General features: G+C 31.7%; 22 protein-coding genes. 8 read left to right on the top strand and 14 right to left on the bottom strand.

The window, feature by feature from the left end; translation table 11 throughout:
• The 7 genes from RT445_RS04090 to RT445_RS04060 form a co-directional block, all read right to left on the bottom strand.
• Positions 1-741 carry an ABC transporter permease gene (locus tag RT445_RS04090; RefSeq protein WP_274793998.1) on the bottom strand — a complete coding sequence of 247 codons (741 nt, stop codon included), beginning with the start codon at positions 739-741 and terminating at the stop codon, positions 1-3.
• 12 nt (positions 742-753) lie between these two features.
• Positions 754-1,479, bottom strand: coding sequence for an ABC transporter ATP-binding protein (locus RT445_RS04085; RefSeq protein WP_274793999.1), 726 nt, complete (start codon positions 1,477-1,479; stop codon positions 754-756).
• A gap of 11 nt (positions 1,480-1,490) precedes the next feature.
• Positions 1,491-3,968: a lanthionine biosynthesis protein gene (locus tag RT445_RS04080; RefSeq protein ID WP_312507376.1), complete on the bottom strand. Its 2,478-nt coding sequence runs from the start codon at positions 3,966-3,968 to the stop codon at positions 1,491-1,493.
• Positions 3,937-4,974: a hypothetical protein gene (locus RT445_RS04075; RefSeq protein WP_312507377.1), complete on the bottom strand. Its 1,038-nt coding sequence runs from the start codon at positions 4,972-4,974 to the stop codon at positions 3,937-3,939. The genes RT445_RS04080 and RT445_RS04075 overlap by 32 nt, the downstream gene beginning before the upstream one ends.
• A 141-nt stretch (positions 4,975-5,115) precedes the next feature.
• Positions 5,116-5,289 carry a thiazolylpeptide-type bacteriocin gene (locus RT445_RS04070; protein WP_312507378.1) on the bottom strand — a complete coding sequence of 58 codons (174 nt, stop codon included), beginning with the start codon at positions 5,287-5,289 and terminating at the stop codon, positions 5,116-5,118.
• Between the two features lie 78 nt (positions 5,290-5,367).
• Positions 5,368-5,541 carry a thiazolylpeptide-type bacteriocin gene (locus tag RT445_RS04065; protein WP_100795899.1) on the bottom strand — a complete coding sequence of 58 codons (174 nt, stop codon included), beginning with the start codon at positions 5,539-5,541 and terminating at the stop codon, positions 5,368-5,370.
• 79 nt (positions 5,542-5,620) lie between these two features.
• Positions 5,621-5,794: a thiazolylpeptide-type bacteriocin gene (locus RT445_RS04060; RefSeq protein WP_312507379.1), complete on the bottom strand. Its 174-nt coding sequence runs from the start codon at positions 5,792-5,794 to the stop codon at positions 5,621-5,623.
• An 813-nt stretch (positions 5,795-6,607) separates the two neighbouring features.
• Between RT445_RS04060 and RT445_RS04055 the strand changes: the two genes are divergently transcribed.
• Together RT445_RS04055 and RT445_RS04050 are read left to right on the top strand one after the other, a co-directional pair.
• Positions 6,608-7,009 (top strand): hypothetical protein, encoded by a 402-nt coding sequence (locus RT445_RS04055; protein ID WP_312507380.1) that lies wholly within the window; start codon positions 6,608-6,610, stop codon positions 7,007-7,009.
• 12 nt (positions 7,010-7,021) lie between these two features.
• The gene (locus RT445_RS04050; RefSeq protein ID WP_312507381.1) at positions 7,022-7,420 is read left to right on the top strand and encodes a hypothetical protein; all 399 of its coding nucleotides are present in this window, start codon (positions 7,022-7,024) and stop codon (positions 7,418-7,420) included.
• Between the two features lie 131 nt (positions 7,421-7,551).
• Here RT445_RS04050 and RT445_RS04045 read toward each other — a convergent pair whose 3' ends face one another.
• Positions 7,552-8,280, bottom strand: coding sequence for a hypothetical protein (locus RT445_RS04045; protein WP_312507382.1), 729 nt, complete (start codon positions 8,278-8,280; stop codon positions 7,552-7,554).
• Positions 8,281-8,682: 402 nt separating this feature from the next.
• On the opposite strand from RT445_RS04045, the gene RT445_RS04040 reads away from it, so the two are divergent.
• Complete coding sequence (locus RT445_RS04040; RefSeq protein WP_312507383.1) at positions 8,683-9,744, top strand: GTP pyrophosphokinase; 1,062 nt, start codon at positions 8,683-8,685, stop codon at positions 9,742-9,744.
• A gap of 259 nt (positions 9,745-10,003) precedes the next feature.
• Here RT445_RS04040 and RT445_RS04035 read toward each other — a convergent pair whose 3' ends face one another.
• Together RT445_RS04035 and RT445_RS04030 are read right to left on the bottom strand one after the other, a co-directional pair.
• Positions 10,004-10,387, bottom strand: a complete 384-nt coding sequence (locus tag RT445_RS04035) for a hypothetical protein (protein ID WP_312507384.1) — start codon at positions 10,385-10,387, stop codon at positions 10,004-10,006.
• Between the two features lie 130 nt (positions 10,388-10,517).
• Positions 10,518-10,892 (bottom strand): helix-turn-helix domain-containing protein, encoded by a 375-nt coding sequence (locus RT445_RS04030; RefSeq protein WP_312507385.1) that lies wholly within the window; start codon positions 10,890-10,892, stop codon positions 10,518-10,520.
• Between the two features lie 178 nt (positions 10,893-11,070).
• Between RT445_RS04030 and RT445_RS04025 the strand changes: the two genes are divergently transcribed.
• From RT445_RS04025 to RT445_RS04005, 5 genes are all read left to right on the top strand, one after another.
• A complete protein-coding gene (locus RT445_RS04025) occupies positions 11,071-11,283 on the top strand; it encodes a helix-turn-helix domain-containing protein (protein WP_004226937.1) in 213 nt (70 codons plus the stop codon).
• 91 nt (positions 11,284-11,374) lie between these two features.
• Entirely contained in the window at positions 11,375-11,620 is a 246-nt protein-coding gene (locus tag RT445_RS04020) for a hypothetical protein (RefSeq protein ID WP_312507386.1), read from the top strand.
• Between the two features lie 137 nt (positions 11,621-11,757).
• Entirely contained in the window at positions 11,758-12,378 is a 621-nt protein-coding gene (locus RT445_RS04015) for a hypothetical protein (RefSeq protein WP_312507387.1), read from the top strand.
• Positions 12,379-12,494: 116 nt separating this feature from the next.
• A complete protein-coding gene (locus RT445_RS04010) occupies positions 12,495-12,686 on the top strand; it encodes a type II toxin-antitoxin system HicA family toxin (protein ID WP_112117283.1) in 192 nt (63 codons plus the stop codon).
• A 26-nt stretch (positions 12,687-12,712) separates the two neighbouring features.
• Positions 12,713-13,129: a type II toxin-antitoxin system HicB family antitoxin gene (locus RT445_RS04005; RefSeq protein WP_312507388.1), complete on the top strand. Its 417-nt coding sequence runs from the start codon at positions 12,713-12,715 to the stop codon at positions 13,127-13,129.
• Positions 13,130-13,205: 76 nt separating this feature from the next.
• On the opposite strand, the gene RT445_RS04000 is transcribed toward RT445_RS04005, so the two are convergent.
• The 4 genes from RT445_RS04000 to RT445_RS03985 form a co-directional block, all read right to left on the bottom strand.
• A complete protein-coding gene (locus RT445_RS04000; protein WP_312507389.1) occupies positions 13,206-13,625 on the bottom strand; it encodes a hypothetical protein in 420 nt (139 codons plus the stop codon).
• Positions 13,626-14,125: 500 nt separating this feature from the next.
• A complete protein-coding gene (locus tag RT445_RS03995; protein ID WP_312507390.1) occupies positions 14,126-14,794 on the bottom strand; it encodes a M15 family metallopeptidase in 669 nt (222 codons plus the stop codon).
• Positions 14,791-15,207, bottom strand: a complete 417-nt coding sequence (locus RT445_RS03990; RefSeq protein WP_313469752.1) for a phage holin family protein — start codon at positions 15,205-15,207, stop codon at positions 14,791-14,793. The genes RT445_RS03995 and RT445_RS03990 overlap by 4 nt, the downstream gene beginning before the upstream one ends.
• 67 nt (positions 15,208-15,274) lie before the next feature.
• Entirely contained in the window at positions 15,275-15,442 is a 168-nt protein-coding gene (locus RT445_RS03985) for a hypothetical protein (protein WP_312507392.1), read from the bottom strand.
• Between the last annotated feature and the right edge of the window lie 126 nt (positions 15,443-15,568).

Genomic DNA, 15,568 nt, shown 5'->3' with positions numbered 1-15,568 from the left:
TCACTCCTTCTTGTTGTTGAGCTTAATAACAACTAATGAAATAATGAGGAGAGCCGAAGCGTAACCAACCGAAATTAACATATCTTGATTAAGTTCAAATGACTGATTCCAAACAGAAATATATATGTTATTTAAATGATAGAACGGATTCGCATAAGATACATATTGAATAAAATTAGGCAGACTCTCCACAGGAACAGAAAAGCCACCAGTAAACATAACAATTTGGAATAAAACAATAGAAATAATTAATGCTGTTTTTACTTCTTTGAAATTTGAATAAATGGCATGAGAATAAACCAACATTACTGCATTGATAAGCAGCAAGCTTAGATATGAAACCAAAAAGTTAACAATAGAAAGTTTCAAATCATAAACAAGAAGGCCAATTAATGTTATTAAGAAAAATCCTGCAGTGGCAATAATGAATGACTTAGCAATACTGGACATTAAAAGAATTTTATCTGTTATTGGTGTAATGAAAAGCCTTTTTTCAATCCCAGCTGCACGATTCATTACCTGATCAAAACCAAAGGCAAAAAATACTACTGAAAAGCTAATTAGGACAATAAACGATGGCGTATACACTTGAACATAGTTCATTCCACCACTATAGGTAGCATTACTGAACATTTGTCCCATTAAAATATATGTTACGGGTGGTACAAAAACTGTGAATACTAAATAGAATAGCTCTCTGAAGAACATCTTTAAGTCATATTTAATTTGCGTTAATAACATGTTTATTCCTCCTTATTTGGCGATTTTATCAAGATAGAAGCTATTAATTGATTTATGACCGGATTTCAGTATATTTTCAGGAGTATCAAATACTTCTGTTACACCGTCATTAATGAAAAGAACTTTATCACAGTAAAGTTCGATTTCGTCCATGTAATGCGTTGATAAAATCACTGTACTGTCATTTTTTTTAATATAGCCAGTAATGCTTTCCCATAAAATGTTTCGCATATGTGGATCCAGACCAGTTGTCGGTTCATCTAAAATAATCAAACGTGGTTTTGAAGAAAAAGCAATCGCAAGGCTAACCTTTTGCTTCCATCCTCCTGATAAGTTATCAAAAAACGTATTTAAATGCTCTTGTAGTTCAAATTCTTCTATAATTTCTTTTAAATCTACTTTGCTCCCATAATAGGAACGGAAAAGATCTAGTAATTCTTTTACTTTTAATTTTTTATAAAACTGTGTTGGCTGAAGTACAGCTGAAATATTACTTTTGATTTTTCCCAAATCAGCTTGATCAATTTCCTTCAGGTTATTACCAAAAACAACGACCTTCCCGTCATTATAATCTTTAATCGTCATTAAAATTTCCAAGAATGTCGATTTCCCAGCACCGTTTTTACCGATAACACCTATAATTTCACCTTTTTCAGCAGTAAAGTCTATTCCTTTCAAAACAGCTTTTTTTCCATAATTCTTTGTTAATTTTTCTACCTTTACATTATAGTTTTGCATGGTTCACCCTCCTAATTGTCAATCGTATATTCAACAACATATTCTTTAAGCTTATTTTCAAATTCAGGTAACACCTCTTCGATATAAAACATAGGATCTTGATTTTCTTCATGTATAATTTCATTAATAAAATGTTTGAATAATATTGGTACTGTGATATCAATAAACAATGGCTTCATTGCAGAAATTTCTTCACCCCTACGGTATTTCTTTAAAAAGAATGTTTTAGGTAACTGCTTATTTAAAAAATAGTCATTAATAAGTAAATACAGCTCTAATTCATTTGAAGCCTCTTTGTTTATATTTGCAAAGTCTTCAAGTTTTAAATTCCACTTCTTTCTGTACATCACAATATTTTCAAATATTATTCTTGGCATATCACTTCTTTTTTTCAGGAAATAATTAATATCAAAATTAATTCTCCCGCTTTGAAACAGAAGTAGTAATACAGATAGAACACCTGGGAGAAAGACAGGAACTAATGACGATTTGTAGGCCACCTTCGCTTCTTTCTTTTGAGGATCTAGCACTTTCAGTTTTTTCGTTTGCTCATCATATTTAACGGAAAATTCAGATATACTCGGATGCCCTACATCATGAAACCTCTGATTTCCAAATTCCAAATTCAATTTTTGATCATAATATCTATCATGAATTCCACCATTAAAACCAAACAGCTCTGTCACTTCATAATAATTCTTCTCATAATAATTTTTTTGAACATATTCTTGATATAGTAAATCGTCATTCAAATTCTCAAAAAAGTCTTTAAATCTAGATAGAAATTTTTCCTGACCATCATAAATATCGTTTAAAATTACTTTGTCATGAAAAAGTTGATAAAAAAACGTCATACTAAATTCATTGCCATATTTAATATACTCAGGAATTTTTTTAGAAAATGGTTTGATAAGTTCTTGAAAATCTATTTCTTTAGTGTTATTTTCATCTAAGTATTGAGAAAAGAATGCCTTGAATTCATCTCTAAGATCATCCAAAATCTTTATTTCAGGGGCAATTGCTTCATCATAGCGGTAATCCATGTCTTGGAAATAAGGGAAGAAGTATCTCAATTTTTCAAAGAATACGTTGTTTAATAAATTGCTGTCAGATAAACTGGTTTCTGAATCCCCATATAATTTCTTATAAAGCGCAGCAACTTCATATTGCACACGAATATTCACATCAAACAACAGTAAGAATGCTGTAATTTCTTCAAAAAAATGATTAGAAAATTTATTTTCGATATCTTTAAGACTGCTCTTATTATTTTGAGCATCAAACAATATATCTTCATAAAGAATTTCTGTACCAAAATTCGGAATGTTTTCACTCAAATTTTTAATAACATCCTCAATTTTTTTCCAAAGAACTAACCGCTCATTAGTACCTGCCTCCTCGAACTTCTTTTTTAATTCATTCATAAACTGAAGCTGGAGTGATAGATCTTCACATATGCCCTGTTCTTTTAAATAGGCAATCATTTCTTCAACAAGATTTCTTTTAGCATTTACTGTAATTTTTTGAACTAATATTTTTGTGGAAACAAGTCTTTTAAATACATCCAACTCGTGTTCCGAATATAGTTCATTTTCTCTAAGAAATTGAGCAAAGTCTTTATAAAATATCGTTTGACCCTGATTTTTCTTTAGAAATTGAATTACTTCTTCCGCAATTCCCATTTCAACCAGCTTATCTCTTGTTTCATATATTTTCTTAGATTGCGGAACATTTTCTTGAGTAACATAGAAAATCTTGGAGTCTCTTTGGCCAAATTTAGAAACATGGACTGGAATTTTTTCTAATGCTTCTTTATCCGAACGAATGATTTCCAAAAATATTCTAAAAAGTAACGCATGGTTCAATTCAATGTTTGCTTTCTTTTTAATTAAAAATCGATTTCCAGAGGAGCCCGTTTGAGTAAGATAAGAAAACGGACTAGTTTTCATTGAGCTACGCATTAACAAATTGATAATAAAATTATCCAACTTTTTTTCTTTTTTATTATGTGTCTGTACAGGTTTTGATAAATATTTTTCAATGTTCTTATAAATTGTTTGATTGAAAAATAAAACTGTCTTTTGCAATTGGTCATTTGCTATTTCTCGCTGAAGAATCTCTCTTGATTTCACTACCGCTTCTTCATAACTTTGTTGCAGCATTTCTTGATATAAATCTAATTGATTTAAAAGTTCTACTAGACGACTCAACTGAATTGGTCCTTCGTATTTCTTTAAACGAACGCTGCGTAAATTATGAACATCTCGTTTCAAATTCAATAATTTTGGATCTTTTTGCAAAGAAAATTCTTCTTCGATTTGACTAACTACATTTTCCTTCTCTCTTTCAATTTTTTCGTAAATTTTGTTAATCTCGTCTATAAATGTATGAATTTCCTTTGCTTTATCTCGCATTTCAAAATACCACTGATCAGAGGTATTGGTTCCTCGATAAACGCTAAATGGATTTTGAGTAACTGTTATAGTCAAGATTTAACTCCTCCCTCCAAGTCTTCCCTTTATTTTTTTCCACTTCTCTATACGCCATATAAATATACTTTTGCTTCTTCAAAGCACTAATATTAAAATAAGGGAGTATTAAATACAGCAAATTTACAGTAAATCGATAAGCCGTTGCTTCGGGATTTTCCATAAAATTATTTCTTTTTGAATAGCCAACAAAGTTTCTATGAAAATCATTTTCAAAATTCTTCTCTAATTCCTCAATCGTACGAGCCAATTCCGCTTTATAGTCATCATCTATTAATTCATCCATCTGGCTTAAACAACATCCATAAAACTCCGAAAAATACTCAAACCATCTATTAATTAATTGTGAATGTGCTTGCTTAGAGTCCTTAAAACCCGTTTGTTTTTCTAAATAAAGTGCCTCAAATGATTTTTCGGTATAAGGTTTCTTTTGCTTGGCTGAAAGCTCAAAGAAGCCTTGAACATGCGAGACAAATGAAAGGTAACCTTTATTGTTATTTTCTTCATGATAAATATCTGAGACCCTTGAAAAAATAAGTGGGAATAGCTCCTCAACACTTACTTTCTGCGTTTCTAGATATTTTCTGGTATCTAGTAGCAGTTGGTAATGTCTGAATCGTTCAGCCACATATAAGCTAGTTATTCTTTCATTATGAAAATGAAAAGAATATGGAAAGATGTCTATTTCACCATGTTCTCGAATCACTCGTTCATTTTTCTTACTCTCCAAATTTGAAATCAATTGGAAACTTTGATGATATTTTTTCTTTACTTTTTCAATGTACGATTTGTCTAAAGGGTTTTCTTCAATGAGACGGCCGACTCTGTTTTCCAAAGCTGTATACTCAGAATCCAATATTTTATTTTTTGTAATCAACTGAATATGTGGCCCGCCTTCCCAGCCTTTTGAAACAAAATATGGAGTACCTTTCCACATATCATCAATAAGTGATAGCAATGATTGTTCTAATGTACTGTCATAGTTATATATACAGGTTTGATACACAACAACACATCCTTACCTTTATGTAATTTTTCTAAAAGGCAATAATCTACTCGAAAAATTAATTTTTTCACTCTTCTTTAGTATAATCAGGCGGTTGTCACAATTCTTTGTTTCAACCGCCTGATAATAATAGTCAAGTCATTAACAAGAACCACAGCACGATGTTGAGCCGCATGTAGACGATGCTGAACAGCTTGTTGAGCCGCTGCTAGCTGTTGTCTCTGGAATCGCTGATACTTCATCAAGATCTAATAGCTCTACTTCTAAATCGAATTCTTTTGTATTTACTTCCTTAGTATTCATTGGTTTTGTCATCATTTGTTCCTCCTATAGAATAGTAATTTTTTTTGTTTATATTGTTTTACAAAACTGACTCTTGACCTTCAATAACTATTAACAAGAACCGCAGCATGATGTGGAGCCACATGTTGACGATGCCGAACAGCTTGTTGAGCCACTGCTAGCTGTTGTTTCAGGAATGGCTGACACTTCATCCAAATCTAATAGTTCTACCTCTAAATCAAATTCTTTTGTGTTTACTTCCTTAGCATTCATTGGTTTTGTCATCATTTGTTCCTCCAGTTCAAAAGTAATTTTTTGTACATCTTTTCCTTCAAAAACTGACTCTTAGCCTTCTAGATGATTATTAACATGAACCACAGCATGATGTTGAGCCGCATGTTGATGATGCCGAACAGCTTGTTGAGCCACTGCTAGCTGTTGTTTCTGGAATGGCTGATACTTCATCCAAATCTAATAATTCTACTTCTAAATCAAATTCATTTGCATTCAGTTCTTTTTCTCGTATTTCTTTTGGCATCTTTTTTTCTCCTTTCATTTTTACTACATACATAACATAACCCAAGACTTCTACAGTTTTTCATTTCATTCATACAAACCGCTCCTCAATACTTAAATGTCCTAAGTATCTGATTTAGGTGTTATATTTTCCTTCCTAACTGTCATCAAAATACCATGTGACTTCACTTGTTTTATAAGTTCAGCTGTTTTGAAGAGGCTGATGGTTTCATGATTCCGACTTCCATTTGTCCTGAACGATAGCACATTATTGTTTCAAATTAAAATACCCGCTTAAGAATTTTTCTTAAGCGGGACGGTATGTTTCTCTTTAAGAATGATGAATGAATTATACTATCGTTGGAGCTAATAAACCTAAACCGAACATTGTTTGACTCCGATGAGAATGTATAGAAACTTTTCATTTTCTATCTTTTTCCAATATATTCTCAAAAAAAGAAAAGCGTTTCAAACCCTTGAGATTAAAGGATTTGAAGCGCTTTTCAGTTGGTTCAAGCTTATTCTATCTGAACCTTTTGACGTCCCAGGAGGACATACAGAAATCCTTATTTATCAAGCTCTAGTGTATTCCCTGTATACCATTTGTTTACCAAAAAAATAATTTAATCGCATTAAATCTTATTCTATATAGTGTACTCTATTCACTTTGAAAGTTTCTTTAGAAAGGCTCATTCATATACCTTTGTTCCAAATCTCCACAATACAAATCAGGACTATTTACAGATAAAAAAAAGAATCGTATACTAATATTTAACAATTTCACATTTATCAGTCGAGGTGTTGAGGTATAAATAGCTGGAGCTTTGTTGATTGGATGAGTGTTATAGGAACTGCATTAGGTGCTATTAGTTTAATATTGACATTTATAGTTTCTAGAAATACAGGAAAAATTAAAGAAAAAGTAGGGCTACTACAAAATATTGACCTTCTTAGAGCTGAAAAGGAAACGATTAAAAATGATTTATTAAGCACTTTAGATATAATAAACATGGGTGATAAATCACAAACTAGTTTTAATCAGTTGCATACAATAATTCGAAAGCTTGAAGAGTATAAAGGGTTAATGAGTAAGCCTGATCTGGAAAACTTAAAAAATCTTAAAAATTTGCTAAGACAGGAGCATACATATAAAAACATTGAAGAAATTAATGCTTCAGCTTCAGAGATAGTAGGCTTTTTAGATTTAAAAATTGATGAAACCATTAAAATAATGTAGGAGGTTAGGGATATGGATAGAGAGTTAGAAGCAACTGTAGAAGCTTTAATTAATGCTACGAAAGATAATCAAATTAAATGGGGATTAGAAATGATTAAAATGGACCCCAAAAAATATCCAGATGCAGATAAAGTTTATAATTGTGCGTATAACGCTAAAAATGACATACGTATTTTTAAATATTCTGAGTATGTTATTCTTGATAGTGAGGGGCATGGCTACCAAGACAAAGTGATTCTACAGATGTTAAATATTTCGGGAGATGTAATACTTGATATTACTGAAGACGACTTGAGTACGCCACATAGATTATGGACTTTGTTGAAAATGATTGAGCGTACTGTTAATGGAGCAAAAGGATTATTAGATGATATTATCTCCAAGTATGGAAATAAAGATGTTATTTTTTAAGTAGCCTAAACTGCTTTTTTATTGGTTAACTATTATGACAATACGCACACAAATAATTAAACAATTAAATACTAACACTAAAGACCACCCATCACGGAGTGGTCTTTTCTTAGTTCTAGTAAAACAATTAATTAAGATATAATTAAATCAAAGTCGTCATCTAACTCTTTCACAGCTTCATTAAAGTAACTTTTTAGCCATTCGTATTTCATTTGTACATTTGGTTTTGTTTCGTTTTGTTTAATTTCATCTACTATCAATTCTTTAATTTTTAGAAGTGATTTAAAATAATCGTAATCATAAGAAGCTTCTTCCTGTTGTCTTAAGAAATCTACATACCATTGCCCATCACGATCTCTTTCAAGTAAACCACTTATCCATTCTAAATCTTCTTCTATTGAGTTATCAGGATTTAAAGCTGCAGATAGAAAAACTTTTTCACTTACAATCACTCTTGGATAAATAGCGGATTTACTTTCCAATTCATAAGCTTCTACCATTGCAGGACCATACACTATATTATCCTTATGACATAACTGTCCCACAGTTATTCCTCCACGTAGCAATATCCCTTTACTCATCATATCAAGTTGAATATGGATTACATCTAATATTAATGAAAATACAGAACCTGGAATTTCTACAGGATATGAAATTACAATCGAGTCAGAAAATACTGTGATTTCTTTTGCATCATCTTTAAATTCATCTGTTGCTAATTCTGAAATGAAATTTAGTGCATCTCGTAAATTTAAAAAGTACTCATTGTTATTCAATGTCTTATTAATATGTTCACGAAATCCTAAAATATCAATAAAGACTATTATTCTTTCTTCATATTTTTTTAATTTAACTACCAATTATATCCCCTCTATTCTGCAAAGTTCCAAACTAATACATTATACCACAAAAATCCCACTATTTGGTTTATTACAGATTAAATATATATACTCTATTTTCTACTTTAACTATTGTTTTTTATATAGCCTTTCCAATCGCTCTAAGTATCTCTAAAAACAGCGGTGACATCTGAATTAATACATAATCTAATCCGGCATTAATTATTGTATTAAATGTATCTCCAACCAATTTATAAGCTGTTTTTCACCTTTAACACTCCCCTCTTAAAAAAATTTATTCAACAAACGTTTCTATTTTAATAGTAATAAATTGAATATCCGTATGTACTTTACATCTATTTACTACTAAAATATGGATAACAGTGTTAATGTATTGAAAATAGTAAAGGGGTACATAGCAAAATGGCAGAATTAAAGACAAAGAAAATTGACGATGCAGTATCATGGTATCAAGAGGAAAGAAGAGTTTATAAAAGATTTTCATTAAAAATGGAATTATTACTTAAAGAAATACTTGATGAACAAGGAATTACTTATTATGAAATATCCTCTAGATGTAAAGATGTGAAAAGTTTTAAAGAAAAAATTGAGAAGAAAGGTTATGAAAATCCTAAAGATGAGATATTTGATTTCTCAGGGATAAGGGTAATCACATATGTAGAATCAGAAGTGAATAAAATAAATGAGGTTATCAACAAAGAGTTTTATATCATAGAAGAACATTCTGTTGATAAAACAAAAGAACTCAAAGATGATCAATTTGGATATCGATCAGTGCACTACGTTGCAAAATTAAATAATGGAAGGTCAGATTTAACCGAATACAATAAATATCAAAACATCCCATTTGAAATTCAAGTTAGAACTTTACTACAACATGCATGGGCAGAGATTGAACATGATAGAAGCTATAAATTAAAAGAAAAACTACCAGAAACATTAGAACTAAAACGTAGATTTCATTTATTAGCTGCCAATCTAGAGTTAGCAGATAGAGAGTTTGATAAAATTGTAAATGACATCGAACATTATAAACAGCAAATAGATATTACAACTAATAGTAAGACAGAAATAAATCCTGTTACATTAGAAAAGTATTTCGACTCTAAAATTAAAGGTGAAATAGATAATTTAATCAATGATTCGATCGAAATAGACGAAATAATACATGTTTTGCAGTTATTTAATATATCCAGTATCGAAGATTTTGACAAGCTAATAAAAAGAGAGTTTATTTCAAAATATCAAGAATATTATGGGGCTTTTTCTTCAACTTTTTTAGTGTTTGTTAAAGATGTTTTAATGTGCACAGACTTTGATAAATATTTTTCTAAAGTATATCCTCACATAAGTCATTGGACTGAAATGTACGAAAATGATTATAATTTTTATAAAAGTATTGGGGTAGAGGTAGAAATAGATGAAGCAATTAAAAAAGGATACTTTACATTAAATAGAAATTAATAACATTCCTTCTAAAAACGAGGAATATTAAATCTGATCTTAACAAATATTTTATATCATTAATTGATAGCATCTAAAACCTGAATACCAGTAATAATAAGTAGTTTGGCGACTTTGAAGATGTAGTCTATTTTACAGACTGCATCTTTTTTATAACCATTCACCAATAGCGCCAAGATTTATCTACATACACAACATACCCAATCTTATGAGGCGCTATCACAATCTTTTTTTGTTCCATTCTTATAGTTCATAGCGATTACCATTCAAGCCAGTTTTCTATATTTGGCATACTACATATTTCTGCCCTACTATCTCTTTCCTCTAACCAGTTATAGAAAGGTACTGGCCGTTCTTTAACAAGAGTTTCTTCTATAGATGAAGATTTGTCAGTCTTCACTTTCGAACGTCTTACAGCCTTTTTAAACGCTCCTACGAAAACGGCTCTTAATGTACTAGCAATAGTTAATGTACCGTTCGCAATATCACGGATAATGTTAGCTAAAACATCCTTAGCGTTCACGAAATCACGTACATCGTTCATTTTTGTAGCTAAGATACATTTGTGAAGTTGGTCCTTCAAATCATCTTGTAATGGCAACGAGTGCATGAAGTCATAAAGCATCACTTGGTACTCGTTCATGTACTCCTTTTTCTTTTCAGCTTGCAAAGCTAATTCATTGCCAAGACTCATAATATTATTTGCTTGTTTAGAACTTAAAAGATTAAAAGATTTAGATGCTTGTTTTTCAGATTGTGGATGGCAAACCGCGTCATTTACTAGCTTTATCGGCTGTCTCTCGTTGGGACATGCTCGATGGGACATAAGGTAAAATGCGATAAATACTAGCTCCTTTAATGCCGTTTAATTTAGTGCTTGGTACTTTTTCGATGATGCCTAGCTCCGCCAATTTTTTCATTGATCGATAAACAGTCTTAGTACTGATCTCCAATGATGCAGCAATAGTACTCGCTTTTAGATGGCATACTCCTGTATGTTCTAAGCTGTGTGATGCAAGTTTGAATACGATTGCTCGTTCTGATTCTGTTAAGTTGTAATAGTGAACTGCCATGTGGTCCTCCACACTCCTATCCATATCTGCTACTGAATCGAATGTTATGTATTGTGCTAGGTATTCGAATGCCATTTGTGTTTCACCTCTTTTCTATATCCAAAAAGTTATATACACTCCTTGTATGATTAAATATATATCCATTAGGTTATAATATCAAGTCTTTTTCATAACTTTTTGGATATATTTATTTCAATTTCAGACTAATTCATATATAATAACGTTATGAATATAACTAATAGGAGGGGAAGAAATGAACGAAATGAGTGAAAAAATTAGAATTGCTCTTATTAAAAGAAATATGACGTTAACACAGTTAGCCGAAAAACTTGAAGTATCACAACCTAATTTATCTAAAAAGTTGAAACGAAATAATTTTCATGAGGAAGAACTACGGAAAATCGCAGAATTATTGGATATGAAATATGAGGCTCATTTCGTAATGGAAGATGGCACAAAGATATAAAGCAGATAACTAAATAAAGGTTGTCTGTTTTTTTGTATACTTTCTTTGTGTAATTTCCTAAAATGGAAATATAGAGGGAGGATTACATACAATGAAAAAATTAATTTTTAGTGCTGCATTAGTATTGAGTTTAGGATTAGCTGGTTGTGGAGATAGCTCTACAAGTGAAAAACCTAAAGATAATAATTCAGACACTCAGCAAGAACAGAAGGTATTAGCTAAAACAACTGAAGATGTAATTAAGTATTTCAAGGACGATAATTTAGAATTAGGTGAAGTATCTGATTTACCAAATGATGAATTTGGTAAATTCGTAAGGAAGGAAAAAGACTTTTAATTCCTTCGCTTGGAGCAGATGCAGGAGGCAGACTATTCTTATTTGATAGTGAAGAAGACTTACAAAAAGCTAAAAGTTACTATGATGAATTAGGTAACTCTGGTCCGATGTTTTATTCCCACACACACCAAAGTGGATTGTTCTTAATTCAAATGAATGGTGATATGGAGGATAATGAATTTGCTAAATATGCTGCTTCTCTAGAAAAAGCTGTAACTGGTTCTACTAGTATAGAAATATCAGAAGAAAGTAAAGCAAATAAAGCTGAAAACCTAACAGATGCACAAATCGGTGATGTAGTAAAAGATGATTTTGCAGGAACCTATACCATTTCTGATTTTTATACTACACCAACAGATAAATACAAAAGCGCTGATGTAGAGTTCTCTATTGATCAAATCAAAACAGCTAGATTGGTTGCTGATAATCCTGATTTAATAGAAACTGCTGCTGAAACAAACGTTTTAATCTTATCCATGACTGGAGAAAATCTATCTGATGATACAGTTAGTTTCCATCCTGATACGGCAACTATGATTACTGATACTAAACGACAAATTAGGGCTAACGTTATGATTTCTCCTTTTGAATCGGAATTTATGGGAAAAGTAATACAAAAAGGTGAAGTAATATTTGACCTTGGTGAAGAAGGTTTAGAAGGTGTTAAAGAATTAAAATTTGTTTTTGAACCGACATCAAAGGATTCAATGAAAATTGGTGAGGATATTACTGTTGTTGTACCAGTTAGTAAAAAATAGGTCACTCAAAAGAGTGGCTTTTTTAAATGAAAATAAATAGTAAAAAAGTAAAATAAATTCAAATTTTGTATTGTACGTATAAATAATACGTGTTATAATAAGAGTATAGAAAGGAGATGAAAAACATATCATCAAGAGAAATAATCAAGATACTTAACAAAGACGGATGGTATTTACATAGGACGGTTGGAAGTCATCATCACTTTAAACATCCTACTAAAAAAGGAACTGTCACAGTTCCACATCCAAAGAAAGACCTTAAACTAGGCACTACAAACTCAATACTAAAGCAGGCGGGACTTAAATAGTCCTCCTGCAAGGAGGTTTTATATAGATGGGTAAATATTATTTTCCAGCAATTTTTGATCCAGGTACTGATGATGAACAAGGTTTTACAATAACGTTCCCTGACCTACCAGGATGCATTACAGAAGGTTCTGATATGAATGAAGCTGTATATATGGCGAAGGATGTATTAGCAGGTTTCTTATATGGAATGGAGGAAGATGGAGAACCAATTCCTACCCCTTCAGAACCTAGTAGCATTGACCTTCCACAAGGAGCTTTTATCTCGATTATAGAAGTACGAACTGATTATATTAGGGATGAGATTGAGAACAAGGCAATTAAAAAAACTTTAACAATCCCAAAATGGTTGAATGACGCAGCAGAAGAAGAAAATATAAATTTCTCTCAATTACTTCAGTTCGCCATTAAGGAACGTTTAGGAATCATTAGCAAAGAACAATAAACTAAAAAAAGACCAGGTACTCAATTAATTTTGAGCCTGGGCTTTTTTAATATTGATATAAAATTTGGAACTGACTTTACTTTACAGTAATATCAGTTGACCAGTATCCAATATACTCATTAGTTGCTGCATCCTTAAAAACTCTGACCAATACCCTATAAGTTCCTTTTCCGGCATGAGTAAGTTTTAGTTCTGGTGTTGTAGTTGTAAATGAGCCAGTTGATAACTTATCAACTTCTTCCCACGGTGACCATGCACCAACTGTTAATTTATCTAAAGATACAATATAATAAAGTTTACCTGTCCCTGTTTTTTCAAATTTAGCAACAACTTTTTCGCTAGTACTATAAGTATCTTTAGTAGTAGTCACCTGTGCCTTTACACCATTTTGAGTTACCCAACCTGAGCTTGCAGCATCTGCTTTCTCTATAGAAAATAAGCCTAGGCTCGTAATTAACAATACAGTTAACATTGTAAAAACTTTAATTTTCTTCATTTATTATTCTCCTTCAAACTAGTAATGTATTACTATATTAATTTTGGAATAGTACACTACAACTAAATGCTAAAACCTATAATAATTATGTAGTAAATTCAATATTCTATAGTAATAATATTTTCATTTTATTTGTTATAACAAATTTATTTTCCCTCGAGTTACTATTATCCTATCAATTCCATTTATACCAAATCAATAGTGGTTTTCCGAAACAAACTTTTTCGGTTTCCCAATTCTTCACGTCACTTTTTTTCGGATTAACGCCACATACCGCCAAACAGCGCCAAGTATAACGCCATTTTTTTTGCGTGTCCATTGTTATTGTGTAATACAAAATTACCATTTTTGATATTATATTCAAAAAATACTTGAAATTTTCACTTTCTTCGATTTTCTATTTTCGTATACTAATTTTCACAAATTTATCAATTTTAAAATAAGAATTGCCATTAAATAAGACCAACTTGGCTAAAATAGCTTTGCTGGTCTTATAGTTTTTAGTAAGCTCGTTGAGCAATGATAATTTCTAATCCTTTAAAATCACCATCAGTCAATGTGCCAGCATCAAATTTTTCAAGATGTGATTTATCAATAAGCTTTTTGTCTACTGCTTGTTTAAGGTAGTCACGAACTGCAGCTTTAAGTGTTTCATTAGTAAATTGCATTGTATCATCATCCTTTGCTATTGGTTTAGTTGTATTGCCTTCCACAATTAACTGCACTGGATACTTGCTAGTTGTTGGAATAATTACTTGTCCTTCAATTTTGTATCCCTTTGGCATAATCCAAGTAGGTTTAACTTCAAAGTGAGGACGGTCAATTTGGGCTGACCAAACTCCACCCCATGTAATACCAAGTTTTCGTGCAATATCTCCTACTCGATTTAGAATTGCCACATCATATAAAGACTGTGGAGGGCCAACAGCAATATCCCATGCTAATCGTGACTTGTGATTACTGTCTAATGTCCAAGTCACGATATTACCAGGACGCGTTCTCCCTTGTTCATAAAGGTATTTTTGTCGTTCCTGTGAGCGATATGTTTCAGTGATGAAGATGTTTTTAATACCTGCTTTAAAACACTCCTGAAACAACAATCCACAAGCTGTTTGTGCAGCCGGTAATAGCTCGGATATATCACGACATGTAGTTGTTACACTAGTCATTGTTTATCACCTTTCTTCTCATCGTTATCTATTTGTAATTGAGAAAAAGCGTTTGCTAAAAACTTTGGAACTGGAATGCCAAGCTTGCCTAAATTTTCGATCATGCTAATACCTTCCATCCCGATTAAGAATAGAATCATTGCATTTCGCATAAAGTTTCCACTTTCTGTTGCCAAATCAAGTTGTACAGCTGCAAATACCATCAGTATCATAACTGTCTTTTTGATTAAACCTTTAAACATCTTTTTGCTTTCGGTTTTCTTAAAGACTAAACTCACCATAAACCCTAATGTATAGTCAATAGTCATAAAGATAACTAACGCTTTTACTAAATGATCAATACCTCCAACAAGGTAGCCTATCCAAGCCATTGTACCGCCGATTAATGATGTATATAGTGTGTCTGTTTTCATATAACACCTTCCTCTTTCCATAATAAAAGCCCTCCACAATTATCTGCGGAAGGCATAAAAAATAACGCTAAGCCTGGGCCTGCGTTTTCTGTGCGTCCATTATTGTAAGTAAACCTGTATACTCTACATCTTGTAGTTGATTATTTGCATAAAAAACATTTACTTTATTCAACATTGCATCATACTCGTAACGCTTTCGATCAATTAAAAACTTACATAATTCATATACCGACATTTTACATTCCTCCTAATCATAATCCCAGTTCTGCTCGTGAAACTAAATACTCGGTGTTAAGTAATATTTGGGCTTGCATTTCTTCTACTGATAATACAGGTGGTTGTATTTCCGTTGGTGGTTCTG

This window comes from Lysinibacillus sp., from assembly GCF_032093475.1.
GTDB lineage: Bacteria > Bacillota > Bacilli > Bacillales_A > Planococcaceae > Lysinibacillus > Lysinibacillus irui.
Note: the sequence above shows the minus strand (reverse complement) of the source record. Positions and strands in the feature narration are given on the sequence as shown.

Bases quoted from the DNA above. Each gene is read 5' to 3' on its own strand.
- RT445_RS04060 (WP_312507379.1), bottom strand. From the start codon at position 5,794: ATGCCAAAAGAAATACGAGAAAAAGAACTGAATGCAAATGAATTTGAT.
- RT445_RS04070 (WP_312507378.1), bottom strand. From the start codon at position 5,289: ATGACAAAACCAATGAATACTAAGGAAGTAAATACAAAAGAATTCGAT.
- RT445_RS04005 (WP_312507388.1), top strand. From the start codon at position 12,713: ATGGGTAAATATTATTTTCCAGCAATTTTTGATCCAGGTACTGATGAT.
- RT445_RS04035 (WP_312507384.1), bottom strand. From the start codon at position 10,387: ATGAACGAGTACCAAGTGATGCTTTATGACTTCATGCACTCGTTGCCA.
- RT445_RS03995 (WP_312507390.1), bottom strand. From the start codon at position 14,794: ATGACTAGTGTAACAACTACATGTCGTGATATATCCGAGCTATTACCG.
- RT445_RS03990 (WP_313469752.1), bottom strand. From the start codon at position 15,207: ATGAAAACAGACACACTATATACATCATTAATCGGCGGTACAATGGCT.
- RT445_RS04010 (WP_112117283.1), top strand. From the start codon at position 12,495: ATGAAAAACATATCATCAAGAGAAATAATCAAGATACTTAACAAAGAC.
- RT445_RS04055 (WP_312507380.1), top strand. From the start codon at position 6,608: ATGAGTGTTATAGGAACTGCATTAGGTGCTATTAGTTTAATATTGACA.
- RT445_RS04065 (WP_100795899.1), bottom strand. From the start codon at position 5,541: ATGACAAAACCAATGAATGCTAAGGAAGTAAACACAAAAGAATTTGAT.
- RT445_RS04000 (WP_312507389.1), bottom strand. From the start codon at position 13,625: ATGAAGAAAATTAAAGTTTTTACAATGTTAACTGTATTGTTAATTACG.
- RT445_RS04020 (WP_312507386.1), top strand. From the start codon at position 11,375: ATGAAAAAATTAATTTTTAGTGCTGCATTAGTATTGAGTTTAGGATTA.
- RT445_RS04025 (WP_004226937.1), top strand. From the start codon at position 11,071: ATGAACGAAATGAGTGAAAAAATTAGAATTGCTCTTATTAAAAGAAAT.
- RT445_RS04090 (WP_274793998.1), bottom strand. From the start codon at position 741: ATGTTATTAACGCAAATTAAATATGACTTAAAGATGTTCTTCAGAGAG.
- RT445_RS04030 (WP_312507385.1), bottom strand. From the start codon at position 10,892: ATGGCATTCGAATACCTAGCACAATACATAACATTCGATTCAGTAGCA.
- RT445_RS04050 (WP_312507381.1), top strand. From the start codon at position 7,022: ATGGATAGAGAGTTAGAAGCAACTGTAGAAGCTTTAATTAATGCTACG.
- RT445_RS04085 (WP_274793999.1), bottom strand. From the start codon at position 1,479: ATGCAAAACTATAATGTAAAGGTAGAAAAATTAACAAAGAATTATGGA.
- RT445_RS03985 (WP_312507392.1), bottom strand. From the start codon at position 15,442: ATGTCGGTATATGAATTATGTAAGTTTTTAATTGATCGAAAGCGTTAC.
- RT445_RS04040 (WP_312507383.1), top strand. From the start codon at position 8,683: ATGGCAGAATTAAAGACAAAGAAAATTGACGATGCAGTATCATGGTAT.